The organism is Streptomyces sp. CA-278952, assembly GCF_028747205.1.
In the GTDB taxonomy this organism is placed as follows: Bacteria; Actinomycetota; Actinomycetes; order Streptomycetales; family Streptomycetaceae; genus Streptomyces.
The window spans coordinates 4,412,018-4,436,883 of sequence record NZ_CP112880.1 but is presented as its reverse complement, the minus strand read 5'-3'; the positions used below and the strand labels follow the sequence as shown (position 1 = coordinate 4,436,883).

Sequence of the window (24,866 nt, the reverse complement as noted above, 5' to 3'; positions counted from 1 at the left end):
CGCACGGTGTGACTAGCTCTTGATGTGGCCGGACTTCAGCTCCAGCTGGTCGAGATTGGCGTCGCACTGATCGCCCGTCTCGCACGACAGCTTGAGGGTGTTGGAGCCCTTGTCGAGCTGGACGTACGCGTACGTGTTCGTCCAGCCCTTCTCCAGATCGCCCTCGGCGGCCTGCGCGAAGTTCTCCATGTTGATGGAGCGCGGCTCCTGCGCGTTGACCGTCAGGGTCGTCTTCGCGTCCTTGCCGGGCACGCCGTAGGTCACGTACAGGGTGTACGCGCCGGCCTCGGGGACCTCGACCGTCCAGGTGGCCGACCGGCCGACCTCGTTCAGGTTGATGTAGTTGCCGTTGGCGCCCTTGGCGCCCTTGACCGAGGAGTCCAGGGCCGCCGTGCCGCCCAGCGTCAGCGTCGCCGCGTCCTGCTTCGGCAGCTCGACCGGCTTCGGGGACTCCTTGGGCTTCTTCTCCGGCTTCTTCGACTGCTCGACCTCGCCGGCGGGGCCCTGCGAGGAGGACGCCTCGTCCTTGTTGTCGTTCTTGTCGCCGTCGTCGTCCGTGAGCAGGGCGGCGCCGATGCCGACGACGACGACCGCGACCACGGCGACGGCCGCGATCAGGAGCGCCTTGGTGTTCGGGCCGCCCCGGCCCGGACCGCCGCCGTGGCCGCCGTGCGCCGGAGGCTGCCCGTTGGACGCGCCGCCCGGGTAGGTCTCGGGGGCCGCGTACTGCGGGTTCGGCCGGTTGTGCTGCTGCGGGGGCTGCTGGCCGTAGCTCTGCTGGGGCGGGTAGCCGTACCCGCCCTGCTGCTGGCCGTACTGGCGCTCGCCGACGGTCCGCACCTGGTTGTAGGACGTTCTGGGCACGCCCGGCTGCGCGGCCGGCCCCGGGTAGCCGTAGCCGCCCTGGCCGGGCGGCTGGGCGCCTGCCGCTTGTCCGTCCGCGTACAGATAGCCGAACGGATCGTCGTCCTCGGGCTTGCTCGCGCCGTTGTTTCCGGCCGTCATCCCTGGGTCACTCCTCACCATGTCGCCAGCCGTCGCCGACCGGCCGAGCCTACCTCGAACGGAGCAAGCCCCGAATTGTGCTCAGTGACCCGGACGGCCGTGGGGAACGGATACGGGGTAGGGGGAGAAACGGGCCGTGAACGTCATCCGGCCCTGCGGTGAACCTTCGACCGGGACCGCTTTTCCACGTACATCCGCTGGTCGGCGGAGCGCAGGACCTCTTCGACCGTCATTCCGCACTCGGCCCAGCCGATGCCGAAACTCGCCCCGACCCGGACCGCGCGACCATCGACCCTTATGGGCGGAATGATGGCATTTCTCAGGCGAACGGCCAGGTCAGCGGCGTCCGCCGCCCCGAGGCCGTCGGCGAGAACGACGAATTCGTCACCCCCGAGCCGGGCGACGGTGTCACCGTCCCGCACGCAGGTGCTCAGCCGCCGGGAGACCTCGATGAGCACGGCGTCACCGGTGTGGTGCCCGAAGCGGTCGTTGATGGACTTGAAGCCGTCGAGGTCGCAGAAGAGGACCGCGAGGCCCTTCGTCCCGTCGTCGTGGTCCGGATCCGGGGCCACCGTATGCACATGGTGGTCGAAGGGACCGCCGCCGGGGACCGCCTCGCCCTCGTAGCCGTCGGGCTGGTAGCCGTGGGTCCCCTCGTACCGGTCGGCCTGGTAGCCGTGGGTCAGGGACGACTCGACGTCCCCGTACGCCGCGTCCAGCGCCTCGATCGCGGTCGCGGCCGGGGAGTGCGGCCGCTCGCAGATCCGGGCGCTGAGCCGCGACTTCAGCTCGGCGCTGTTGGGCAGCCCCGTCAGCGCGTCGTGCGAGGCGCGGTGGGCGAGGTTCAGCTCGTGCCGCTTGCGCTCCTCTATGTCCTCGACATGCGTGAGCAGGAAGCGCGGCCCGTCGGCGGTGTCGGCGACGACCGAATTGCGCAGCGAGACCCAGAGATAGGTGCCGTCCCGGCGGCTCAGCCGCAGCTCGGCCCGGCCGCCCTCGGCGGAGGTGCGCAGCAGGGTGCCGATGTCCTCGGGGTGGACGAGGTCGGCGAAGGAGTAGCGGCGCATGACGGAGGCCGGGCGGCCGAGCAGCCGGCACAGGGCGTCGTTGGTGCGCAGCAGCCTGCCCTGCTGGTCGCCGCCCATCTCCGCGATGGCCATGCCGCTGGGCGCGTACTCGAAGGCCTGCCGGAAGGACTCCTCGCTGGCCCGCAGCGCCTGCTGCTCCCGCTCCAGGCGGACCAGGGCGCGCTGCATGTTGGCCCGCAGGCGGGCGTTGCTGATCGCGATGGCGGCCTGGGAGGCGTACATCTGGAGCGCCTCGCGGCCCCAGGCTCCGGGGCGGCGCCCGTTGCGCGGCCGGTCGACGGATATGACCCCGAGGAGATCCCGGCCGCCCCCGGAGGCGTACATCGGGGCGTAGAGCCGGTCCAGCGGGTGCCACTCGTCCTCGAACCGGGGTTCGGGCCCCTCGGTGTGCCACTGGGGTACGTCGTCGTCGAGGAGGACCCAGCCCTCGGTGTGCGGGATGAAGCGGAGGTTGTCCCAGGCCTCGCCCATGGAGAGCCTGCGCTCCCAGGAGGCGCGGGAGCCGACGCGTCCGGTGATCAGGGCCTCGGCCGCGGCGTTGCCCGCGAAGGCGGCGATGACGAGGTCGCCGTCCGGCCTGACCAGGTTCACGCAGCCCAGCTCGTAGCCGAGGCCCGCGACGATTCCGTCGGCCACGGTCTGCAGCGTGTCCGCCAGACTCCGTGCCGTATTGAGATCAGCGACGGCCTGATGCAGCTGCCGCATGGTCGCAAGGCGGACGTACGGTTCCGACTCGGCCTCCATCGCTCGCACTCCCCGAGACCTCGACAGCAACTCCAGGTTTCATATCGACGTACTTGTTGCAGTGTCACGGCCACTGAATCACAGTGAGCTGTGCACCCGGTACACAGGGTCAGCAGAAAATGGACTCTGTGACTCAAGTCACAACAGATGACCGGGAGATGTCGGTGACTCAGGGCGACGACGCTCGTTCGGTGCGTGCCCGGAAGGGCGGGTTCCCCTTGTGCGCGCCCACTCGTCGCGCCGCTCGCACGCGCGAACCTTCCCGCGCACGCGGCCCTTCCGGAGTCCTAGGACCGGCCTGGTCCCCTGGCCCGATGCGACTGCCCGGCCCCCGCGGTTAGCGTCGGAGTGTGCTCCAGACGAAACCCCCCACCCCGCGCCCCGAGACCGTCCCGCATGCTGAGGGAGTGAGCAACGACGAGTTCCGTGCCGCCCTCGCGCGGCTGGCCGCCGGGGTGGTGCTGGTCACCGCCCAGGAGCCGCCCCTCGACGAGGACGGCCGGGGCGAGGACGTGGGCATGACGGCGACCGCCTTCATGTCCGTGTCCCTGGACCCGCCCCTGGTGACGGTGAGCCTGCGCAACGGCTCCCGGATGGACGACCTGCTGGACGAGCAGCCGCTGTGGGCGGTCTCCGTCCTGGCCGCGAGCCAGCGGCACATCGCGGGGCGGTTCGCCATGAAGGGCCGGATCAGCGACCGGCTGCTGTTCGAGGACGTCCCGTACGTACGGGGTGAGGTCACGCACGCGCCGCTGATCGGCGGGGCGCTGGCGACGCTGGAGTGCCGCACCGAGCAGCGCGTGGTGGCCGGGGACCACACCCTGGTGATCGGGCGGGTGCTCACGGCAGTGCTGCCGAGCCCGGAGGGCGACCCGCTGGCGTACTTCAAGGGCCGCTACCGCCAGCTGGGCTGACGGCGCGGGGCCCCGGAGTCACCGGGCGCGGCTTGGGCGTCACCCGTCGCGGGCCCGACCGTCACCCGTCGCGGGCCCGACCCGTCACCAGTCGCGGCCCGAGCGCCCGCGCTTGGTGTCGCCGCGCTGCTTCTTCTCCCGCAGCCTGCGCTCGTTGATCCCGCGCGGGATCTTCCGCTTGATCCGGGGCTTGGGCGGCGGCGCCGTGGCCTCGGCGAGGAGCGCGGCGAGCCGGACGCCGGCCGTCTCGCGGTTGCGCCACTGGGAGCGGTGCTCGGAGGCCCGTACGGAGATCACGCCGCCCACCAGCCTGCCCGCGAGCCGCTCCAGCGCCCGGGCCTTCCACACCTCGGGGAGCGCGTCGGTCGCCGCCAGGTCGAAGCGCAGCTCCACCTGGGAGTCGCTGGTGTTGACGTGCTGCCCGCCGGGCCCGGAGGACCGCGAGAAACGCCACATGAGCTCGGCCTCCGGGAGGGAGACCGAGCCGCGGATGACATAGGGCCCGGACATGACACCCATGGTCCCTTCCCCGCGCCCTGTTCGTCACCTTCTTTTGCCCAAGGGATCGCGCACGGGGGCGCCCGGGATCGCACGCCGGGCCCGCCCGGGGTCGGGCACCGGGCCGCACGGGGTCCCCTGACCGGCTCCACTTCGGGACGAAGTTCGGCAAAGAAAGTAAAGCGACCAGGAACCTCGTGGTCTGCTGCTTGCGTTATGACGGGTGACGGTAGCTTTCGTGATGGCACGAAGCCCGCACACGACGAGGAAAGGGACTTCCCATGGCAGTAAGCCTGTCCAAGGGCGGCAACGTCTCGCTCACCAAGGAGGCACCGGGCCTTACCGCCGTCACGGTCGGCCTCGGCTGGGACGTCCGCACCACCACCGGCACCGACTTCGACCTCGACGCCTCGGCGATCGCGGTCAACCCGGCGGGGAAGGTCGTCTCGGACGGCCACTTCGTCTTCTTCAACAACAAGTCGACGCCGGACCAGACCATCGTGCACACCGGTGACAACGTCACGGGTGAGGGCGAGGGCGACGACGAGCAGATCAACGTCAACCTGGCGGGTCTGCCGGCCGACGTGGACAAGATCGTCTTCCCGGTCTCCATCTACGACGCCGAGAACCGCAGCCAGAACTTCGGCCAGGTCCGGAACGCGTTCATCCGCATCCTCAACCAGGCCGGCGGCGCGGAGATCGCCCGCTACGACCTGAGCGAGGACGCCGCCACCGAGACCGCCATGGTCTTCGGCGAGCTCTACCGCAACGGCGCCGAGTGGAAGTTCCGCGCGGTCGGCCAGGGGTACGCCTCCGGCCTGCGCGGCATCGCCCAGGACTTCGGCGTCAACCTCTGACCCGAGCGCACAGCTGCTCCACCCGCTTCACCGGAGCCCCCGGCCGCCTTTGCGGCCGGGGGCTCCGGCGTGCGTGAAGGGCCGTCACGTCCCCCGTCCGGGAGCCGGTCAGCCCTCCACGGGCGGCCGGCCCCTGCCGTACAGCCAGGTGTCCCACAGCTCGGTGAGGTCCCGCCCCGTCTCCTCCTCCACGTACGCGGTGAAGTCGTCGGTCGAGGCGTTGGCGTGCTGGTGGGCCTTCGTCCACCCCTGGACCAGGGCGAAGAAGGCCCGGTCGTCGTCCAGGGCGAGCCGGACGCGGTGCACGGCCATCGCCCCGCGCCCGTAGACCGGCGGCTCGGACAGCTCGGCGGCGCTCGGCGGATCGGCGGGCGGGAACGCCCAGTTCGCGTCGTCCGCGTACGCCGCCTCGAAGCTCTCCTCGACCGGTACGTCCTCGTGGTCGGCGGCCCAGAGCCACTCCGCGTACGTCGCGAAGCCCTCGTTCAGCCACATGTCCCGCCAGGTGGCAGGGGTGACGGAGTTCCCGAACCACTGGTGGGCCAGTTCGTGCACGAGGAGCGCGGTGTCCGGCGGGCCGGGGAAGACGGGCCGGTTCTGGGTCTCCAGGGCGTAGGCCGAGTCGCCCGTCCGCTCGACGATCGCCCCGGCGGAGGAGAAGGGATACGGGCCGAACTTCCCCGCCGACCACGTCAGCACCGCCGGAATCCGCGCCAGCACGTCCGCGCTCGCCGCCGCCGACTCCGGGTCCGCGGCGGTGAACAGCCGGATGCCGTCGGGGGTCACCGACTCCTCGGTGGCGAACCGCCCCACAGCGACGGTCGCCAGATAGCTCGCCATCGGTTCGGCGGTCCGCCAGCGGTAGATGGTGCGCCCGTTCGCCGTACGCCGGGACACCAGCTCCCCGTTGGAGATCCCCGCGAGCCCTTCGGGCACGGTGATCGCGAGGTCGTAGGCGGCCTTGTCGCTCGGGTGGTGGTTGCCGGGGAACCAGGCCATGGACCCGGCCGGTTCGCCGAGGGCGACCGCGCCGTCGGCCGTCCGCAGCCAGCCCTCCTTCGACCCGTCCGGGCCGGTGATCGTCTCCGGGGAGCCGGAGTAGCGCACGACGGCGGTGAACGTACGCCCCTTGCCCAGCCGGCCCTCCACGTCGGCCGCCGGACGCAGCGTCAGCTCCTTGCCCGCCCGGTTCACGGCGGCCGGGCGGCCCTCGACGGTGGCGCCGTCCACGTCGAGCCCGGCGAGGTCGAGGTGGAAGGCGCTCAGGTCCTGGGTGGCGCGGGCGGTGATCGTGGCGGTGCCGCGCAGCCGGTCTCCGGCCGGGTCGACGTCGAGCTCCAGGCCGTAGTGGGTGACGTCGTAGCCGCCGTTGCCGAGCCCCGGGAAGTACGGGTCGCGCAGTCCGGCCGCGCCCGGGGTGCCTTCGACCCCGCCCGTGCAGCCGCTCCCGAGGAGGGCCAGGGCCAGCGTCAGAACCGGCAGGAGCGGGGCGGGGGCCGGGGGGCGGTGGTTCACCGGTCGATCCTAGGTCGCCCGGCGGCCCGGACCGGGAGGAGCCGCCCGCCTCGGGGGAAGAACGGGCGGCTCCCGTTCAGAGGATGGCGATGCCGAGCGGCCGGTTGCCTGCCTCCAGGCGGACCGGCTCGCTGCTCTCGTCGTCCAGGTCGACGACCGTGATCCCGTTCCAGTACCCGTCGCGGGTGAAGCCGCCGGTCACGTACGCCGTGCGGCCGTCCTTCGACACCGCCACGTCCTCGTGCGGTCCGTCCAGCGGAACGACCCGCTCCGTGCCGTCGGTGGCACGGACGGTGAGCGAGGGCTCCTCGTCGTCCGAGCCGATCGGGCCCGTGCCCACCACCAGGAGCGTGCCGTCGGGAGCGAGGGCCGCGCCGTGCTGGTGGGTGTTGGCGGTCATCGGCTCGATGGTCACCTCTCCGGTGCGCGGGTCGAGGACCGCGAGCCGCTCCCCCTCGAACGGCAGCAGCAGCTTGCCGTCCTCGGGGCGCACGACGGCGTAGTGCGGCTTCAGCCAGGAGCCGAGCCCGCCCTCCGTGCCGTACGGGGCGACCTCCATGCGCCGGGTCTCCAGCGAGTCGGCGTCCACCGCCGTCACGTCGAAGGAGTCGTGATCGGTGGCGTACACCTCGCGGCCGTCCGGGGACACGTCCACGTCGAAGGGGCGCATGCCGACGGGCGCGACGCCGGTGACCTCGCGGGTCGCGGTGTCGATGACCTCGACCGCGCCGTCGCCGCCGGGCACGTTGACCCCGACGTAGACGTGCTTCCCGTCCGGGGCCAGGACGATGCCCATGCCGCCGCCCCGGTACTCGCCGGTGGTGACCGGGCCGGACTCCGTCTCGTACGGGACGAGCGCGAGCCGGGTCCGCTCCCGGGTGTCGACGACCGCGACGCCCTCGGCGGTGGCGACCCAGGCCCGCCCGTCCTCGCCCACGACGAGGCCGTAGGGCGCGGTGCCGACCTCGACGGAGGCGATGGGGCCCCCGACCTTCCCGGAGCCGTCCTTCCCGGAGCCGTCCTTCCCGGAGCCGTCTTTGCCGGGGTCGACGAAGGTCACGGTGTCGCCGCCGAAGTCGGCGACGAGGAGGGTGCCGTCGGGGGTGCGGCCGGCGGGGGCGCGGGAGGGGTCGGGGGGCGCGACGGTGCCGGCCGCGGCGGACGGGCCACCGGTGCCCGGGGCGTCCGGGGCCGCCTCCGTCGTGCCGGTCGAGCACCCGGCGAGCAGGGTGGCGGCGGCGAGTCCGAGGGCGAGGCGACGGGCGCGGGGGCCGGGAGCCGGGGGGCCGTCGCCACGGCCCGCGGCGCGGGGGGCGGCGCGGGGGCCGTGGTCCCCGGTCACGCGGCGTCCCGCAGCAGGGCGGCCAGCTCGGCGAAGCCGCGCCGCTCGGCGTGGGCCAGGGGTGTCACCCCGTCGCCGTCGGCCAGGTCCCGCGTCGCCCCGGCCCCGAGCAGCAGCTCCACGACCTGCTGGTGCGGGAGCCCGCCCTCGCCGAGGATCACCGCCTCCAGGAGGGCGGTCCAGCCGAGCCGGTTGACGTGGTCGACGTCGATGTCGGTGACCCGCAGCACCTCCCGTACGTACGCGACATGGCCGCGTTCGCTCGCCGGGATGAGGGAGACGCCGCCGAACCGGTTGCGCAGAGTCAGGTCCGGACCGGCCGGCAGCAGCGTGTGCAGCATCGCGACGCTGCCGGTGACGCCGGTGGCCAGCCAGGGGCTCTCCTCGCGCCGGTCCTGGGCGTCCGGGTCCGCCCCGGCGGCCACGAGCAGGCGGGCCGCCTCGACGTGGTCGCCGTGGACGGCGAGGAGGAGAGGGGTGCGCAGCTCCTCGTCACGGACGTCGACCCGGGCGCCGCCCTCGATCGCGGTGCGCACACCTGCGGTGTCGCCGGTGCGTGCGCCGGTGAGCAGGTCGTGATCGAGGGCGTTCATGGGTACTCCGTTCCCGTCTGTGCCTGTGCCTGTGCGTGTGCCTGTGCGGGTCGTGACTACCGGGCGAGGGCCGCGACGCCCGCCTGGGCGAACTTCTCGTCGAGGTCGCCGCTGGGCGCGCCGGCCACGCCGATGCCCGCCACCGGGGCGCCCTTGACCTGCACCGGAGCGCCGCCCCCGAGGAACAGGGTGCCAGGGATGTCCTTCAGGTTCGGGGCCTGCTCCAGGCGCTTGACCAACTCGGAGGTGGGGGCGTTCCAGGAGACGGCGGTGTACGCCTTCTTCACCGCGGACTCGGGGGACTGCGGGCCCGCGCCGTCGCCGCGCAGGGAGACGATGGTGTTGCCGTTGCGGTCGACGACCGCGACGGAGATCCGCTGGTTCTCCTTCTTCGCCGCGTCCAGCGTGGCCTGCGCGGCCTTGGTGGCGGCGGCCACGGTCAGGTGCGTCGTCTGCTGGAGGTTCCGGTTGCTCGTGTCGGCCTTGACCGCGGCGGCGGGGGCGGCGGCCGGGGAGGAGGCGCTCGCGGACATCGCGCCGAACGTGCCGGCCCCGAGGGCGGCGACGACGACGGAGCCGGTGACGACACGGGTGCGCAGCGACAGCTTCTTCATGGTGGCTCCTTGGTGATCCGGGGGCGGCCCGGTGGTTCGGTGTGCGGGGCGGCCCGGAAGTGGTCCGGGCGTTTCGCTCTGGTATCGATCCTCCCGGCGGATCCGGCCCCGTACGGTCGACGAACCGGCTGGAAGCGGCGCGCGGGTCGGCCGACGCCCCCGTCAGCCGATCGGTTGATGCGGGAGTGGCCGGATCGGGTCACCATGGAGGATCCGCGCAGGTCAGCAGGTCAGCACGGTCAGCAGGTCAGCAGGTCAGCACGGTCTCAGCGCGTTCGGGCGAGAGGGAACACGAGGTACGAGGTGGAGCACCGGAGCGATCCGCAGGCCCCGGTGGGGGGCGGATCCGCCGACGCCTGCCCCGGCCCGGGGCAGGGGGCCGATCCTGCTGCGGACACCGGCTCGGGCAGGAACGCTGCCCTCGGCCCGGATTCCGGCTCGGGCCCGGACGCCGATCCTGCTGCGGGTCACGGCGCCGACCCCGACGCCCGCTGGCTCGCGCTCCTCATGCACGCCGCGTTCTTCCTGCTGCTCGGCGCCTCGCTGACCCGGTTCCTGATGCGGCACCCCGGCGAGGCCCGCACCCCCTGGATCATCGCCCTGTCGATCACCCTGGCGGTGCTGTACCTCCTGGGCCCCGTCCTGGGTTCGCGTCCCACTCCGCGCCGGCTCGCCTGGCTCGGCGTGCTCGTCCTCGTCTGGATGGTGCTGGTCGTCCTCGCGCCGAGCTTCGCGTGGTGCGCGGTGCCGTTGTTCTACACCGGGCTGCGCATCCTGCCGCCGCGCGCGGCCCTCGCCCTGGTCGCCCTGCTCACCGCGTTCGTCGTGGCCGCGCAACTGCGCCTGGCCGAGGGGTTCGACCCGAACCTGGTCCTCGCCCCGCCCGCGGTCGCCGCCGTGGCGACCGCCGTCTTCGTCCATATGCAGCGCCAGGCGGTACGCCAGCGGGAACTGGCCGGACGCCAGCGCGAGCTGATCGACGACCTGCTGCGCACCCGGCGCGAACTGGCCGCCACCGAGCGGCGCGAGGGGACCCTCGCCGAGCGCCAGCGGCTCTCCATGGAGATCCACGACACCCTGGCCCAGGGCCTGTCCAGCCAGCAGATGCTGCTCCAGGCGGCCGACCGCACCTGGAGCGCCGACCCGGACGCGGCCCGCCGCCACGTCCGTACGGCCACCGGTATCGCGGAACGCAACCTCGCCGAGGCCCGCCGCTTCGTCCACGACCTGGCCCCGGCCGACCTGGCGCAGGGCGGCGGCCTGGAGGCGGCCCTGCGTACGCTGGCGGCCCGAGAGAGCGCCCAGGCGGAGGGCGCGCTCACCGTCCACTGCCATGTGGAGGGCACCCCGCACGCCCCGCTGCCGGACCGGGTGCAGTCGGCCCTGCTGCGCATCGCCCAGGGGGCCCTGGCCAATGTGCGGGAGCACTCCGGGGCCACCGCCGCCGGGCTGACCCTGACTCACCTCGACGACCGGGTGGTCCTCGATGTCGGCGACAACGGCCGGGGGTTCACCGTGGAGCCCGCGCCCGTCCGCAGCCCCGACACCGTGCGCGGCCACGGGCTCCCCGCGATCCGGGCCCGCGTGCACCAGCTCGGCGGAACGCTCACCATCGAGTCGGCCCCGGGCGAGGGCACGGTCCTCTCGGCCGCGATCCCGCTCGCTCCCGCCTCCCTCACCGCCCCGGAGGACCCCGCATGACCGGCCAAGGCCCGCAGACGCCCCCCGTACGCATCCTGCTCTGCGACGACCACGCGGTCGTCCGCGCCGGGCTGCTCGCCCTCCTCGGCAGCGAACCGGACATCGAGGTCGTCGGCGAGGCCGGCAGCGGCGAGGAGGCCGTGGTCCTGGCCGCCCGGCTCACCCCGGACGTCGTCCTCATGGACCTCCAGCTCGGCGAGGGCATCGACGGCGTCGAGGCGACCCGCCGCATCGCGGCCGACGGCACGGTCCACGTCCTCGTGCTGACCACGTACGACACCGATGCCGACATCACCCGGGCCATCGAGGCGGGGGCGACCGGCTATCTGCTGAAAGCGGAGCGCCCCGAGGAGCTGTTCGCCGCGATCCGGTCCGCCGCCCAGGGCCGCACCACGCTCTCCGCTCCCGTCGCCAGCCGGGTCATGGCCCGGATGCGCAGCCCCCGCCCCAGCCTCACCGACCGTGAACGCGACATCCTGGCCCAGCTCTCCCAGGGTCTCGGCAACCGCGACATCGCCCGGGCCCTGTTCATCAGCGAGGCCACGGTCAAGACCCACCTGGGCCGGATCTACGACAAGCTCGGCGTCGACACCCGTGCGGGCGCGGTGTCGGTGGCGAAGGAGCAGCGCCTGCTGCCGTGAGCCGGGGCGCGGAGCCCGCGAGCCTGGCCCCCTGGACGGAATCGCGGGACTCGGGATCCGGGGAACTTTCGTCCAAGACAAGCGCGCCGGAGTCGGCAACGGTAGGCGCATGCGCAGAAATCACGTGGGTCCCGCGCCTCGGGAGCATGATTCCGAGCACGGCTGGGAGGTCGCCCACTTCCTCGGCGGCACGGCGCTCGACGGGGCCCGGCTGGCCGGTTTCCGTGACCGCGCCTCCGTCGGGCTGGACATGCAGGTGCTCCCCCAGCCCGTCGTGGTCGTCGTCATCGGGCTCGGGGACGCCTCCCTCACGGTGGAGAGTGCCACGGCGCGCCGGCCGCTGAGGAGCTTCGTCGCCTCGTTGTCGCCCGGCCCGGCCCGGGTCCGGGGCGAGCACGTCGAGTGCGTCGAGGTCGGTCTGCCACCCCTGGCCGCCCATGCGGTGCTGGGCGTCTCCCCGCGCGAGCTGGACGGGTCGGTCAACGGTCTGGAAGACCTGTGGGGTCGGACCGCCCGCTCCCTCCGCGAGCAGTTGACCGACGCCACGACCTGGCAGGAACGCCTGGCGCTGACGGACGCGTTCCTCGCGAGGCGTGCTGTCGGCACACCGCCGGTGTCACCCGAGGTCGCCGCCGCCTGGAACACCATCGTGGCCCGCCGGGGCCGGGTACGGGTCGCCGGTCTGGCCGCGTCCTTCGGATGGAGCCGCAAGCGGCTGTGGTCCCGGTTCACCGACCAGATCGGCCTCACCCCCAAACGCGCCGCCATGCTGGTCCGCTTCGACCACGCCGCCCGGGCCCTCTGCGCGGGCGAGAGTGCCGACACCGTCGCCCTCGCGTGTGGATACGCCGACCAGTCCCACCTCCACCGCGACGTCACGGCCCTGGCAGGGTGCACGCCGCGCGCCCTGGCCGGCAGGTCCACGTCCGCCGGCTGACCTTCGCGCACGTACCCACCGCACGTACCCACCGCACACAGTCGAGAGGCAACACCCATGACGAACACGAACACGACCACGAACACCGAGGGGGTCACGGCAGCGGAGACGGCCGACCGCGATCTGATCACCCGGCTGGCGTTCGGGAGCATGGCGGCGCAGACCCTGCGCGCGGCGGCCCGGTTGAGGGTGGTGGAACTGCTGGGCGATGCGACACGCCGGGCTGTCGAGGTGGCCGCCGACGCCGGAGCCGAACCCCAGCCCATGGAGCGGCTGCTGCGCGCCCTGACCGGACTCGGCCTGCTGCGGGAGCCCGTCCCGGGATCCTTCTCGGTGACCCCCGCGGGCGCACTGCTGCACCCCGGCCGCCCCGACTCGCTCGCCTCGTTCGTCAGGATGTTCACCGAGCCGACGATCGTGCGTGCCTGGGAGCACCTGGACGACAGCGTCCGCACCGGCGAGGTCGCGTTCGACGGCGTGTTCGGCACCGACTTCTTCAGCCACCTCGCCCGGCACCCCGAGCTGTCCGCGGAGTTCAACGCGGCGATGGGCCAAGCCTCCTCGGAGACCGCCGCCGCCCTGCCGCACGCCTTCGACTTCGGCCGGTTCACCTCGGTCACGGATGTCGGCGGGGGCGACGGGACTCTCCTGGCCGGTGTGCTCGCCGCGCATCCCGGCCTCACCGGTGTCGTCCTCGACACTGCGGAGGGCCTGGCCGGGACGCCGGACACGATGGCGCGCCACGGGCTGGAGAACCGGTGCTCCCTGATCGCCGGAGACTTCTTCCACTCGGTCCCCGGGGGCTCGGATCTCTACCTGCTGAAGAGCGTCCTGCACGACTGGACGGACGACCAGGTGGTCACGATCCTGAGCCACTGCCGCGGGGTGCTGCCGCCCGGCGGCCTCGTCCTGATCGTGGAGCCCGTGCTTCCCGACGCGGTCGACGTCCAAGCCGACGTCACCAACGGCGGGATCACCTACCTCAGCGACCTCAACATGCTGGTGAACGTGGGCGGCCGGGAGCGCACCCGCGATGACTTCGCGGAGGTGTGCCGCCGCGCGGGCCTGGCCCTCACGACGGTCACCCCGCTCGCGGAGGCCGCGCCGTTCGCCGTCATCGAGGCCGTGGCCGACTGATCCGCACCGGCCGGGCCCGCACCCCGGACGTCCGGACGTCGTGGAAGGGCCCACGAGGACAGGACCTCGGGAGCGAACCCGGCGATCTCAGCTCCCCGCGAGCACCGCGTCGGCGGTCGTCGCCGTGACGGCGCGCTCGAACCACACATCGAGCACCGCAAGGTCCTTGCAGGCGGTGATCCGCTGCCGTGCCTCATCCGGCACCGTGACACCGCGCACCGCGAGAATCCGCAGAATGTCCTCGGCCCGGCCTTCGACGCGGCCCTCGTCGCGGCCTTCCTCGCGGCCTTCCTCGCGGCCTTCCTCGCGGAAACTCTCGGCGACGAAGCCGCGGAAGTGACTGAGACCAGTGCCCATCAGGTTCCTCCAGATCTCACGGGCCGGGGTGGCGCCCAGACCCGCCTCGGTGAATTCGGCGAAAACCGCTGCGGCATCGGCGTCAGTGACCCGGATGGCCCGGATTCCCCCGGAAGATCCGATGATGAGCCTCATGAGGCGAACTGACCATATGCCGGAGGCTAGAGAGCGATCCGCATATGCGTCCGGCATACCCGCATCGCTTCACCCGATCGTGTCGGTCCACCCCGGACGGGCATGACACCATCGATCCGTGCTCGACATCGGCTACTCCCTCTCCCGCCGCTTCCCCGACCCCCCGCAGACCGACTACCGCCGCGCGGACGTCCGCGCGCTGCGGCACGATCTGTTCTCCGGCGACGTCTACCTCGCGGACACCAAGGCGGACCGCGAGGTGTCCACAGCCTGGGGATGGGTGCCGGTACTGGACTTCGCGTGGGCGCTGTGCGACATCGTCGAGCAGATCGACCAGGATCCGCGCGGCAACCGCTCGCACCGGCAGCAGTACGCGGAGCTGGACTTCACCGAGTCCTCGGACCGGATGCTGTTCGAGCGGCGCTTCGGCTGGGTCGACGTCGAGGCGGACTGGATGCCCGGCGACGAGCCGCCGCTCACCTTCAGCCACTCCCTCCTGCGCCGCGAGGCCCGTGACTTCCTGCACGACCTGATCGCCGACCTGGCCGACATGCACGAGGGCCTCGCCGACAACCCCGTGATCTGGGACCTCCAGGCCCGCTTTCCCCGTTTGTGAGGCCCCGGGCCCGTCTTCCGCGTCCCGTGCGGCCCCGGGGGCCGGCCGAGGGCCTCACGCCTCCACTCGCACCCCGATCTGCGCCGCGAACGCCGGAGCCAGCTCCATCAGCTGCGACGGGCTGATCACCGCGCCCGCCAGCCGGTCCACACCCCGCGCGATGTTCAACTCGGCCACCGCGCGCAGGTCCACGGACTCCATCCGGGCCCCGCTGAAGTCCGCCCGCTTCAGCACGCAGTCACGGAACTCGACGCGGACCAGATGCGCGTTCCCGAAGTCCGGCTCGGAGAGCACGCACCCCTCGAAGACGACGTCCTTCAGCCGTGCCTTGCGCAGATTCAGGTAGTCGATCTTGCCGCCGCGCACCACCACCCGCTCCAGCACCGCACCATGCAACTGCACCCCGCCCAGGCGCGCGTCCACCACCTCCACGTCCCGCAGCGACGCCTCCGCGAGATCGGTGCCCACACCCCGTACGCCCGTCAGCACGGCGTCAATGAAGCGGGCCCGCGCCAGCTCCGCGCGGTCCAGGGTGCAGCCGTCCAGGGCGCAGTCCATGAAGCGCGCGCCCCGGCCCGACGCGTCCGTCAGGTCCACCCCGTCGAACCGCACCCCGTCGTAGTCCCCGTCCGGCTCCAGGCCCTCGCCGTCGTAGGGGACGAGCGGTGGCAGCCGCACCTCCGGACGCCGCGCCGCCGCGATGGTGTCCTTCTTGCCCTTGACCTCCCTGGCCCCCCTGGCCCCCCTGGTCGCCCCGGTCGCTCTGGTCGTCCTGCCCTCACTCGCTGCCATGCCCCCCATCGTGACGCACCCCACTGACAACCCTCCGGCGACCGTGTCACGAGCCGCCGCCCCCGATCCGTCGCATCATCAAAGACGCGAAGGAGATCCAGTTATGGAAAACATCCATGTCATCGGCGGCGGCCTCGCCGGCCTCACCGCCGCCATCACCGCGGCCGAGTCCGGTGCGCGCGTCACCCTGCACGAGGGCCACCGGACCCTCGGCGGCCGGGCCAGGACCGCGGACGGGCCGTACCGCGCCAACGAAGGCCCGCACGCCCTGTACCGGCGCGGGCCGCACTGGACCTGGCTGGCCCGGCGCGGTCTACTCGGCGCCGTCGTCTCCGTACCGCCCCGCGAAGGCCTCCGCTTCCGTTTCCGCCGCGCGGGAGCCGCCCGCCGGACCCCGCCCGTGGCTCTGCTGCGGCTGGCCCGCCGGGCACCCCGCACGGCTCCGGTCGACGACGCCTTCCTGGAGTGGGCCGCCGGGCAGGTCGGCGAGGAGGGAGCCCGGGCCGCCGCGAACTTCGCCGCCACCGCGCTGTTCCACCACGACCCCGGGGCACTCTCGGCCCGTTTCGTCCAGGAGCGCCTGCACCGCCTGGCCTCGTTCCCGCCCGAGGCCCACTATCCGGTCGGCGGCTGGGCGCCGCTCGTCGAGCGGATGGCCGGCCACGCCCGGAGCCTCGGGGTCACCATCGAGACCGCCGCCCGCGTCGACGCCCGGACCCTCGGCGAGCTGGCCCGTACCGGACCGGTCGTCGTCGCCACCTCCCTCGACTCCGCCCGCCTCCTCCTCGACGACGCGTCCCTCACCTGGGAGAGCGGCCGCACCGTCCTGCTGGACCTGGCGGTACGCACCCGGCGCGGCGACGCGTTCGTCGTGTCGGACCTGGACGCGCCCGGCTGGCTGGAGCGGTTCACCGCCCAGGATCCCGGCCTCGCCCCGGCCGGCGAACAACTGCTCCAGGGCCAGTTCCCGATCGGCCCCGACGCGCGCAGGGCGGAAGGGACCGCGCGGGCCGAGGAGCTTCTCGACCTCGGCTTCCCGGGCTGGCGGGAGCGCACCACCTGGCGCGTCGAAGCCCTTGCCGACGGCCGCACCGGGGCCGTCGACCGCCCGGGCACCACCTGGCGGGACCGGCCCTCCGTGGTCCGGGGCGACGGGATCTTCCTGGCGGGCGACCAGGTCGCCGCCCCGGGGCTCCTCAGCGAGGTCTCCTTCACCAGCGGCATCGAAGCCGCCCTGCTCGCCGTGAAGGCCACCGGACAGCGCTCCAGCACGGGAGCCCGGGACCGGGGTTGACCTCAAGCGCACTTGACGTACGAGGGTGGAGGCACAGCCCGCAGCGGGCACACCCCGCAGCGCGATCCCAGGGAGCCCGCCATGCACGCCGTACGCCTTCACGCCTTCGGCCCCGCCGAGAACCTCGTGTACGAGAGCACCGAGGACCCCGTTCCCGGCCCCGGCCAGGTCCGTATCGCCGTGGCCGCGGCCGGGGTGCACCTCCTGGACACCGCGCTGCGGGAAGGGGAGCGCGGCCCCTACCCGGAGCCCACACCCCTCCCCACCGTCCCCGGCCGCGAGGTCGCCGGAACCGTCGAGACGGTGGGCGAAGGCGTCGACGCCGACTGGCTCGGCAAGCGCGTCGTCGCCCACATCGGCATGGCGCCGGGCGGGTACGCCGAACTCACCGTCACCGAGGCCGACCGGCTCCACGAGGTCCCCGAGGGGCTCGACGCCGCCGGGGCCGTCGCCATGATCGGCACCGGCCGCACTGCGCTCGGCATCCTCGGGTCCACCCCGCTCGGCCCGGATTCCGTGGTCGTCGTCACCGCGGCGGCGGGCGGGATCGGCACCCTCGTCGTCCAGTACGCGAGGAACGCGGGGGCCTCCGTGATCGCGCTGGCCGGCGGCCCGGCGAAGGTGGCCCGGGCGGAGGCCGAAGGCGCCGGCCTCGCCCTCGACTACACCCGCCCCGACTGGCCGCGCCGGGCACGCGAACACCTCGAAGCCGCGGGACTGCGGGCGACCGTCGTCTACGACTCCGTCGGCGGGGCCACCGCCCGCGCCGCCGTGGACCTTCTCGGCCCCGGCGGGCGGCACGTGGTCTACGGCTGGTCGGGCGAGGGGCTCCCCGACGGGGGGCCGCTCACCTTCACCGACGAGGAGCTGGCCGAACGCGGCATCACGTCCGGGTCCGTCCTCGGGCCGGGGATGTACGAGAGGGCCGGCGGTCTGCGCGCACTGGAGACCCGCGCCCTCGCCGAGGCCGCGGCCGGCCGGCTGCGGCCCGCCGTGCAGCGCTTCCCGCTCGCCGAGGCCGCCGCCGCACACCGCGCGCTGGAGACCCGGGGCACGATGGGCAAGGTGGTGCTGGAGCCGTAGTCAGGCCTCGCGCTCGTCCGACCCCAGCCGGGCCAGGGCCTCGTCCGTCAGCCGGTACACCGTCCACTCGTCCTGCGGGCGCGCGCCGAGCGACTCGTAGAACGCGATGGACGGGGCGTTCCAGTCGAGGACGGACCACTCCAGCCGCTGGTAGCCGCGCTCCACGCAGATCCGCGCCAGCTCCGTCAGCAGCGCCCTGCCGTGGCCGCCGCCGCGCCGGTCGGGGCGGACATACAGGTCCTCCAGGTAGATGCCGTGCACTCCGCGCCAGGTGGAGAAGTTCAGGAACCACAGGGCGAAGCCGATCGCCTCGCCACCGCCGTCGTCGGCCGTCGCCACGTGCGCGTAGGCGGCGGGCCGGTCACCGAACAGCGCCTCGTGCAGCTGCTCCTGGGTGACGACGACCTCGTCGAGCGCCTTCTCGTACGCGGCGAGATCCCGCACCAGGGCGTGCAGGACGGGGACGTCTTCAGGTGTGGCGGTACGAATCATGGGCGCAGCGTAAGCAACCCGCGGCCCGGGCCACACCCTGGTTTTCGCGACCTCCGCCCCGGCCCCGGCCCGACTCCGCCCCTGCCCCCGGCCCCCGACCGGCACACGGGAGGCGGGCCCCTCACCGCCCCAGCAGCCGGCGCCCGATCTCCGCGTGGTCGGGGGAGATCCGGCCCTCCCCGTCCGCCGCCGCCCAGAGCCCGTTCTGGAGCACCCGCCCCAGCGTCCAGGCCCGCGCCCGCTCCCGGTCCAGGCACAGCGCCTCCGTCAGCGCGTCGAACCGCCACACCACCTCGTCGGCGTCGAAGAGGTTGTCCAACGCCGGGAACAGCTCGAATCCCGGGTCCCCCGCGAGCGGCTTCGGGTCGAGCGCCACCCACTCCCCGGCCCGCCCCGCGTCCGCGCGCCCGGCCAGGATGTTGTCGTAGTGCAGGTCCCAGTGCAGCAGCCGGTCCCCCGGCTCCCCCGCGACCTCCCGCACCGCCGCCGCGCAGTCCGCGATGAGCCGCCGGTCCTCGGCGTCGGCCAGCAGGCCCACCCTCTCCGGCACCGCCGCGAGCATCCGCTCCACCGCCCCGCCCAACGTGCGCAGCCCCTCCGGCGCGGGCACCGCCACCAGCCGGGCCAGCACCGCGCCGAGAACCGTCACCGCCCCCCGCACATCGGCCTGGCCGGACAACGGCCGCCGCTCGTCGAGCCGTTCCAGCAGCATCGCACCGGTCTCCGGGTCATGGCCGAGCAGCTCCACCGCCCCGGCCCCGGCGTCGGTCCACGCCCGCAGCGCGACCGGTTCGCCCGCCGTCTCCTCGTCCACCGACTGGAGTTTCAGCGCGGCGGGCCGCCCGTCGGCCTCCCGCACCACCGGCAGGATCAGCGCGCATATCCCGTACATCGACGGGCCGTCCGGCCGCAGCCCCCACCGCTCCAGGCACCGCTCGGCGAGGCCGGGCAGGGCGGCGACGAAGGCCCGGCCGGCCGCTCCGTTGTAGTGGGACTGTGTGGCGATCAGTTCGTCAGGAATGTCGATCACCCCACCGATCCTAGGGACCCGCCTCGACCGGGCCATGACGGAACAGCCCCGCGCGCAGTAACGTCCCGCCACACGTACGCTCGGCATCTCACCGGACCGGACAGGGACACCAGGGGCATCATGAGCACCGTCAGTACCGTCGTCGGCGGCATATCGTTCTGGTACGCGCGGGAGGGCACCCCCGCCCCGCGCGAACCCCTCCCCGGCGACACGAACGTCGACGTCTGCATCGTCGGAGGCGGCTACACCGGGCTCTGGACGGCGTACTACCTGAAGAAGGCCGTCCCCTTCCTCAACATCACCGTCCTGGAAGCCAAGTTCTGCGGCTACGGGGCCTCCGGCCGCAACGGCGGCTGGCTGTACAACGGCATCGCGGGCCGTGACCGGTACGCCAAACTGCACGGCCACGACGCCGCCGTACGGCTCCAGAAGGCGATGAACGACACCGTCGGCGAGGTCGTCAGGACCGCCGCCGAGGAGAAGATCGACGCCGACATCCACCGGGGCGGCGTCCTGGAAGTGGCCCACACCCCCTCCCAGCTCGCCCGGCTCAAGGACTTCCACAGCGTCGAGATCGCCTTCGGGGAGAGCGACCGGGTCCTGCGCGGCGCCCGCGAGACCGCCGAGCGCGTCCATGTGACGGGGGCCGTCGGCTCGTCCTGGACGCCGCACGGCGCCCGGCTGCACCCGGCCAAGCTGGTCAAGGGCCTCGCGGACGTGGTGGAGGCGCTCGGCGTGACCATCCACGAGTCGACGCCGGTCACCGAGATCAAGCCCAAGCACGCCGTGACGCCGTACGGCACGGTCCGCGCCCCGTACGTCCTGCGCTGCACCGAGGGCTTCACCGCGAGCCTCAAGGGGCAGAAGCGCACCTGGCTCCCGATGAACTCCTCCATGATCGTCACCGAGCCGCTGCCCGCCCGTATCTGGGACACGATCGGATGGGAGGGCCGCGAGACCCTCGGCGACCTGGCCCACGCCTACTTCTACGCCCAGCGCACCGCCGACGACCGCATCGCGCTCGGCGGCCGCGGCTACCCGTACCGCTTCGGCTCGGCCACCGACAACGACGGCCGCACCCGGCCCGAGACGGTCGCGGCCCTACGCGAGCTGATGGTCCGGCTCTTCCCCACCACGGCGGGCGTCCACGTCGACCACGCCTGGTCCGGCGTCCTCGGCGTCCCGCGCGACTGGTGCGCCACGGTCACCCTGGACCGCTCGACGGGTCTGGGCTGGGCGGGCGGTTACGTCGGCTCCGGCGTCGCCACCGCCAACCTCGCCGCCCGCACCCTGCGCGACCTGATCCAGCAGGACTCCGGGCAGGCGGGCCCGACGGAGCTGACCACCCTGCCGTGGGTGAACCACAAGGTCCGCCGCTGGGAGCCGGAGCCCTTCCGCTGGCTCGGCGTCCACGGCATGTACGCGGCCTACCGCGCCGCCGACCGCCGCGAGAGCACCTCGCCGCGCCCCGGCACGGACCCCGTCGCCAGGATGGCCGACCGCATCGCAGGCCGCCACTGAGCCACCAGTCCCGCGGCCCCGGCCCCGCTCAGTCGCGCGGCCAGGGCCGTCCGTCGAGACGCTCGATGGAGAGGTTCAGGCGGCTGAGGGAGTCGGCGAGCTGCTGGGCCTCCTCGGGTGTCCAGTCGTTAAGGACCTTCGCGAGGCCCGCCGTGTTCCTCGCCCGGTCGCTCTCCAGGCGGCGTCCGCCCTCCTCGGTGATGGCGAACTTGCGGGCGATGCCGCCGTCGGGGTCCGGGATGCGCTCGACGACCCCGGCCCGCAGCATCGCGGCGGTCTGCCGGTTGAGCGTGGAGGCGTCCAGACGGAAGGCGTCGCCGAGCTGGCCGATGGACATGGGCCCCTCCACCTGGATCCGGCTGAGCAGGATGTAGGCGGACCGGTCGAGCTGCCAGTCCACGCGCGGGGTGACCATGTGCATGTACCGGCCGAGCAGCATCGTCTCGCGTTCGATCCGGTCGATGGGCTTGTCCACGCGCTGCTTCCTTCGTCGAACAGGTCTCTCACGATAGATGTGCATGATGCACATGCTATGCATGATGCACGATCCATGTATCTTGCATAGTCGAACCCGAGAACGCGGCCCGAGAGCACGTACGCGAGAACGACCGATCCGAACAATCGAACGAACAGACGACCGACCGGCCCGGAAGGGCAAGAGGGAGCAGTACCCGTGGAGAGTTCACCCCCCGCAGCCCGCCCGGGAGGCGTGGTCGGCATCCTGGCCTTCGCCGGCATCGTGGCGGCGCTCACCCAGACCCTGGTGGTGCCGCTGATCGCGGAGCTGCCGAAGATCTTCGACACCTCCGCGTCGAACGCCTCCTGGGTGATCACCGCCACCCTGCTGGCCGCCGCCGTGGCCACGCCCGTCGCCGGCCGGCTCGGCGACATGTACGGCAAGCGGCGCATGCTGCTCGTCTCGCTCGTCCCGCTGGTCCTCGGCTCGGTGGTCTGCGCCCTGTCCTCGTCGGTGGTCCCGATGATCGCCGGGCGCGGGCTCCAGGGCCTGGGCATGGGCGTGGTCCCGCTCGGCATCAGCCTGCTGCGCGACGTGGTGCCGGCCGAGAAGCTCGGCCCGTCCATCGCGATCATGAGCGCCTCGATGGGCGTGGGCGGCGCGCTGGGCCTGCCGTTCGCCGCCGCCATCGCGGAGAACACCAGCTGGCGGGTGCTGTTCTGGGTGGTCGCCGTACTGGCCCTCGCGGTCGGCGCGCTGATCCTGGCCCTGGTCCCGGGGGACCGCCCGGCCACCAGCTCCAAAAGCTTCGACCTGCTCGGGGCCGTCGGCCTCGGCACCGCCCTGATCTGTCTGCTGCTCGCCGTCTCCAAGGGCGCCGACTGGGGCTGGGGCAGCGCCACCACGCTCGCCCTCTTCGCCGCCGTGCTGGTGCTGCTGCCCGCCTGGGGCTGGTGGGAACTGCGCCTCAGCGAACCGCTGGTCGACCTGCGCGTCACCGCCCGTCCCCAGGTCCTGATGACGAACACGGCCTCGGTCCTGGTCGGCTTCGCGATGTACGCGCAGTCCCTCGTCGTGCCCCAGCTGCTCCAGCTGCCCGAGGCCACCGGCTACGGCCTGGGCCAGTCGATGCTGGCGATGGGCCTGTGGATGGCTCCGGCCGGCCTGATGATGATGGCGATGTCCCCGGTCGGCGCGAAGCTGTCCGCCGCCAAGGGCCCGAAGGTCACCCTGGCCGTCGGCAGCCTCCTCATCGCCGCCGGCTACGGCCTGTCCGTCCCGCTGATCGGCGCTGACTCCCCGTGGAGCCTGCTGATCGTCACCCTCGTCTGCAACTCGGGCGTCGGCTTCGCGTACGGGGCGATGCCCGCGCTCATCATGAGTGCGGTGCCCCAGTCCGAGACCGCGTCGGCGAACAGCTTCAACGCCCTGATGCGCTCGATCGGCACGTCCTTCGCGGCGGCGGTCATCGGCGTGGTCCTGGCTCAGATGACCACGGACTTCGGCGGCTTCCCGCTGGCCTCCCAGAACGGCTTCCGCGTCGCGATGCTCCTCGGCTGCGGCGTGGGCCTCGCGGCGGCGGTCGTCGCCGCTCTCATCCCCGTACGCCCGGCGGCCGCGCCCCTGCGGCCGTCCGCCGCGAACGGTCCCGCGGGGGTGCCGGAGGCCTCGGAGTCCAAGGCCTGACCGTCGCCCGCACGGAGCGTGGCCCGTGGCCCGTGGCTCGACGGCTGAACCGCCGGGCCACGGGCCGGACTTCGTCCGGCGGCCCGGAACCGAGGTCGCGGCGACGGGTCAGCGGGCCAACGGGCCAGCAGGTCAACAGGTCAACGGGTCAGTCTCAGCAGCCGCCCGGCTCTCGCCGTCGCGACCAGCTCCTCGACGGTGGCGAGCTTCACCCGGGAGCGCCCGTCGCGCCGCCCCCGGTCCCGTTCGGCACGGTCGATCGCGGCCAGGCCCCGGGCGTCCACGACCCGGCGGTTACGCCGTCGGGCCAGACGCCGGAACGCCTTGGCATCGCCCGTCGGGGCAGGCAGGGACCCGGCGACCGCGTCGGCCAGGAGCGTGCCGACCGTCTCGGCCGCGCAGGTGCGGTTCGCGCCGATCCCGCCGGAGGGCCCCCGCTTGATCCAGCCGACCACATAGCCGCCGGGCAGCCCGGCGATCCGGCCACCCTCGTGCGGGACGGTGCCCGAGGCCTCGTCGAACGGCAGCCCGGGGACCGGCAACCCCCGGTACCCAATGGCCCGCAGCAGCATTCCGGCGGCCAGATCCACCGCACCCCCGCCGCCGCCGCCGCCGTCGGTGACCCGCACGGAACGCGCGCCCGCGTCACCCAGGACCTCCACCGGCTCGGAGTGGAAGCGGAGCACGATGCGCCGGTCCGCCCCGCGACCGGGCCGGGGGGACCCGGCGGCCGTCCGCGCCCGGGCCAGCCCCCGCAGCAGCCCGGCCCGGTCGCCCGCCCCGGCCGCGTCGATCGCCGCCCCCGTACGCGCATCGTGGTCGTCCACCACCAGCTCCACGCCCGGCAGATGCTTCAGCGCGCGAAGTTCGGAACGGGTGTACGCGGCGTCATCGGGCCCCCGCCGCCCCAGCACCACCACCTCGCGGACCCGGCTCGCCCGCAGGGCCTCCAGCGCGTGGGCGGCGATGTCCGTGCCCGCGAGCGCCTCCGGGTCGGCGACCAGGATCCGGGCGACGTCGAGAGCGACGTTGCCGTTGCCCACCACGACGATCCGCTCGGCCGACAGGTCGACACCCTGCGCGACGGCCTCCGGGTGGGCGTTGTACCAGGCGACGAACGAGGTCGCCGACAGGCATCCGGGCCCTTCCTCGCCGGGGATGCCGAGCCGCCGGTCCGTGGAGGCGCCGACCGCGTAGATCACCGCGTCGTGGTGGGCGGCCAGCTCCTCCGCCGTGACGTCCCGGCCCACCTCGATGCCCAGGTGCATCCGGACCCGGGGGTGTGAGTGGAAGCGGGAGAAGGTGTCGCCGACCTTCTTCGTCGCCGGGTGGTCGGGGGCCACGCCGTACCGGACGAGCCCGCCGGCCACCGGCAGCCGGTCGATCAGGGTCACCTCGGCGGCGGTGTGCAGCAGCAGGTCCTGCGCCGCGTACATCCCGGCTGGCCCCGTGCCGACGACGGCCACCCGCAGCGGCCCGAAGTCGGACGGCAGGCTGCGCCCGAAGACCGGCTCCCCCCAGACGTGGAAGTTCGGCCCCTCCGTCGTCCCGGCGGCCGGCTCCCCACCCTCGTAATAGGCGGCGTTGATGTCGGCGTACTCCCGCTGCGCGGGGGACAGCGAGTCCACCGGGAAGATCGCGTCCACCGGGCAGGCGTCCGCGCAGGCCCCGCAGTCGATGCACGCCCGGGGGTCGATGTGGAGCATCTCCGTACTGCCGAAGGCGCGCTCCTCCGGCGTCGGGTGGATGCAGTTGACCGGGCAGACGGCCACACAGGTGGCGTCGTTGCAGCAGGTCTGGGTGATGGCGTAGGTCAT

At 73.3% G+C, this 24,866-nt stretch carries 24 protein-coding genes; 11 read left to right on the top strand and 13 right to left on the bottom strand.

Annotated features, from left to right (window positions below; genetic code table 11):
• Positions 1-12: 12 nt before the first annotated feature.
• A complete protein-coding gene (locus N7925_RS19905) occupies positions 13-1,005 on the bottom strand; it encodes a carbohydrate-binding protein (protein ID WP_274344662.1) in 993 nt (330 codons plus the stop codon).
• Positions 1,006-1,148: 143 nt separating this feature from the next.
• The gene (gene cdgB / locus N7925_RS19900; protein ID WP_265600882.1) at positions 1,149-2,837 is read right to left on the bottom strand and encodes a diguanylate cyclase CdgB; all 1,689 of its coding nucleotides are present in this window, start codon (positions 2,835-2,837) and stop codon (positions 1,149-1,151) included.
• A gap of 407 nt (positions 2,838-3,244) precedes the next feature.
• Between cdgB and N7925_RS19895 the strand changes: the two genes are divergently transcribed.
• Complete coding sequence (locus N7925_RS19895) at positions 3,245-3,751, top strand: flavin reductase family protein (protein ID WP_265600881.1); 507 nt, start codon at positions 3,245-3,247, stop codon at positions 3,749-3,751.
• Positions 3,752-3,835: 84 nt separating this feature from the next.
• Here N7925_RS19895 and arfB read toward each other — a convergent pair whose 3' ends face one another.
• Entirely contained in the window at positions 3,836-4,270 is a 435-nt protein-coding gene (gene arfB, locus N7925_RS19890) for an alternative ribosome rescue aminoacyl-tRNA hydrolase ArfB (RefSeq protein ID WP_274344661.1), read from the bottom strand.
• 260 nt (positions 4,271-4,530) lie between these two features.
• Here arfB and N7925_RS19885 point away from each other — a divergent pair, with 260 nt between their 5' ends.
• Positions 4,531-5,106: a TerD family protein gene (locus N7925_RS19885; protein WP_018959769.1), complete on the top strand. Its 576-nt coding sequence runs from the start codon at positions 4,531-4,533 to the stop codon at positions 5,104-5,106.
• Positions 5,107-5,214: 108 nt separating this feature from the next.
• Here N7925_RS19885 and N7925_RS19880 read toward each other — a convergent pair whose 3' ends face one another.
• From N7925_RS19880 to N7925_RS19865, 4 genes are all read right to left on the bottom strand, one after another.
• Positions 5,215-6,621, bottom strand: coding sequence for a M1 family metallopeptidase (locus N7925_RS19880; RefSeq protein WP_274344660.1), 1,407 nt, complete (start codon positions 6,619-6,621; stop codon positions 5,215-5,217).
• 76 nt (positions 6,622-6,697) lie between these two features.
• Complete coding sequence (locus N7925_RS19875; RefSeq protein WP_274344659.1) at positions 6,698-7,963, bottom strand: YncE family protein; 1,266 nt, start codon at positions 7,961-7,963, stop codon at positions 6,698-6,700.
• Positions 7,960-8,556 (bottom strand): ankyrin repeat domain-containing protein, encoded by a 597-nt coding sequence (locus tag N7925_RS19870; protein ID WP_274344658.1) that lies wholly within the window; start codon positions 8,554-8,556, stop codon positions 7,960-7,962. Before N7925_RS19870 ends, N7925_RS19875 begins: the two co-directional genes overlap by 4 nt.
• A gap of 56 nt (positions 8,557-8,612) precedes the next feature.
• The gene (locus N7925_RS19865) at positions 8,613-9,170 is read right to left on the bottom strand and encodes a GlcG/HbpS family heme-binding protein (protein ID WP_274344657.1); all 558 of its coding nucleotides are present in this window, start codon (positions 9,168-9,170) and stop codon (positions 8,613-8,615) included.
• A gap of 303 nt (positions 9,171-9,473) precedes the next feature.
• Here N7925_RS19865 and N7925_RS19860 point away from each other — a divergent pair, with 303 nt between their 5' ends.
• The 4 genes from N7925_RS19860 to N7925_RS19845 all read left to right on the top strand — a co-directional run bounded on the left by N7925_RS19860 (position 9,474) and on the right by N7925_RS19845 (position 13,586).
• Complete coding sequence (locus tag N7925_RS19860) at positions 9,474-10,871, top strand: sensor histidine kinase (protein ID WP_274344656.1); 1,398 nt, start codon at positions 9,474-9,476, stop codon at positions 10,869-10,871.
• Positions 10,868-11,512 (top strand): response regulator, encoded by a 645-nt coding sequence (locus N7925_RS19855; protein ID WP_265600877.1) that lies wholly within the window; start codon positions 10,868-10,870, stop codon positions 11,510-11,512. Before N7925_RS19860 ends, N7925_RS19855 begins: the two co-directional genes overlap by 4 nt.
• Positions 11,513-11,621: 109 nt before the next feature.
• Positions 11,622-12,449, top strand: a complete 828-nt coding sequence (locus N7925_RS19850) for an AraC family transcriptional regulator (RefSeq protein ID WP_274344655.1) — start codon at positions 11,622-11,624, stop codon at positions 12,447-12,449.
• 57 nt (positions 12,450-12,506) lie between these two features.
• A complete protein-coding gene (locus tag N7925_RS19845) occupies positions 12,507-13,586 on the top strand; it encodes a methyltransferase (RefSeq protein ID WP_274344654.1) in 1,080 nt (359 codons plus the stop codon).
• Positions 13,587-13,673: 87 nt separating this feature from the next.
• Here the strand turns inward: N7925_RS19845 and N7925_RS19840 are convergent, their stop codons facing one another.
• Positions 13,674-14,078 (bottom strand): hypothetical protein, encoded by a 405-nt coding sequence (locus tag N7925_RS19840; protein WP_274344653.1) that lies wholly within the window; start codon positions 14,076-14,078, stop codon positions 13,674-13,676.
• 118 nt (positions 14,079-14,196) lie between these two features.
• Here N7925_RS19840 and N7925_RS19835 point away from each other — a divergent pair, with 118 nt between their 5' ends.
• Positions 14,197-14,694: a hypothetical protein gene (locus N7925_RS19835; RefSeq protein WP_030590408.1), complete on the top strand. Its 498-nt coding sequence runs from the start codon at positions 14,197-14,199 to the stop codon at positions 14,692-14,694.
• A 54-nt stretch (positions 14,695-14,748) separates the two neighbouring features.
• Here N7925_RS19835 and N7925_RS19830 read toward each other — a convergent pair whose 3' ends face one another.
• A complete protein-coding gene (locus tag N7925_RS19830; protein ID WP_274344652.1) occupies positions 14,749-15,486 on the bottom strand; it encodes a pentapeptide repeat-containing protein in 738 nt (245 codons plus the stop codon).
• Positions 15,487-15,589: 103 nt separating this feature from the next.
• Here N7925_RS19830 and N7925_RS19825 point away from each other — a divergent pair, with 103 nt between their 5' ends.
• Positions 15,590-16,780, top strand: a complete 1,191-nt coding sequence (locus tag N7925_RS19825; protein WP_274344651.1) for an NAD(P)-binding protein — start codon at positions 15,590-15,592, stop codon at positions 16,778-16,780.
• 81 nt (positions 16,781-16,861) lie between these two features.
• Complete coding sequence (locus tag N7925_RS19820) at positions 16,862-17,863, top strand: zinc-binding dehydrogenase (protein ID WP_274344650.1); 1,002 nt, start codon at positions 16,862-16,864, stop codon at positions 17,861-17,863.
• On the opposite strand, the gene N7925_RS19815 is transcribed toward N7925_RS19820, so the two are convergent.
• Together N7925_RS19815 and N7925_RS19810 are read right to left on the bottom strand one after the other, a co-directional pair.
• A complete protein-coding gene (locus tag N7925_RS19815; RefSeq protein WP_274344649.1) occupies positions 17,864-18,355 on the bottom strand; it encodes a GNAT family N-acetyltransferase in 492 nt (163 codons plus the stop codon).
• Between the two features lie 121 nt (positions 18,356-18,476).
• A complete protein-coding gene (locus N7925_RS19810) occupies positions 18,477-19,421 on the bottom strand; it encodes an aminoglycoside phosphotransferase family protein (RefSeq protein WP_443032209.1) in 945 nt (314 codons plus the stop codon).
• Between the two features lie 84 nt (positions 19,422-19,505).
• Between N7925_RS19810 and N7925_RS19805 the strand changes: the two genes are divergently transcribed.
• The gene (locus N7925_RS19805; RefSeq protein WP_274344647.1) at positions 19,506-20,906 is read left to right on the top strand and encodes an NAD(P)/FAD-dependent oxidoreductase; all 1,401 of its coding nucleotides are present in this window, start codon (positions 19,506-19,508) and stop codon (positions 20,904-20,906) included.
• Positions 20,907-20,934: 28 nt separating this feature from the next.
• Here N7925_RS19805 and N7925_RS19800 read toward each other — a convergent pair whose 3' ends face one another.
• Positions 20,935-21,381, bottom strand: coding sequence for a MarR family winged helix-turn-helix transcriptional regulator (locus N7925_RS19800; RefSeq protein WP_265600867.1), 447 nt, complete (start codon positions 21,379-21,381; stop codon positions 20,935-20,937).
• Between the two features lie 198 nt (positions 21,382-21,579).
• Here N7925_RS19800 and N7925_RS19795 point away from each other — a divergent pair, with 198 nt between their 5' ends.
• Positions 21,580-23,049, top strand: coding sequence for an MFS transporter (locus N7925_RS19795; RefSeq protein ID WP_274344646.1), 1,470 nt, complete (start codon positions 21,580-21,582; stop codon positions 23,047-23,049).
• A gap of 140 nt (positions 23,050-23,189) precedes the next feature.
• On the opposite strand, the gene N7925_RS19790 is transcribed toward N7925_RS19795, so the two are convergent.
• A complete protein-coding gene (locus N7925_RS19790; RefSeq protein ID WP_274344645.1) occupies positions 23,190-24,866 on the bottom strand; it encodes an FAD-dependent oxidoreductase in 1,677 nt (558 codons plus the stop codon).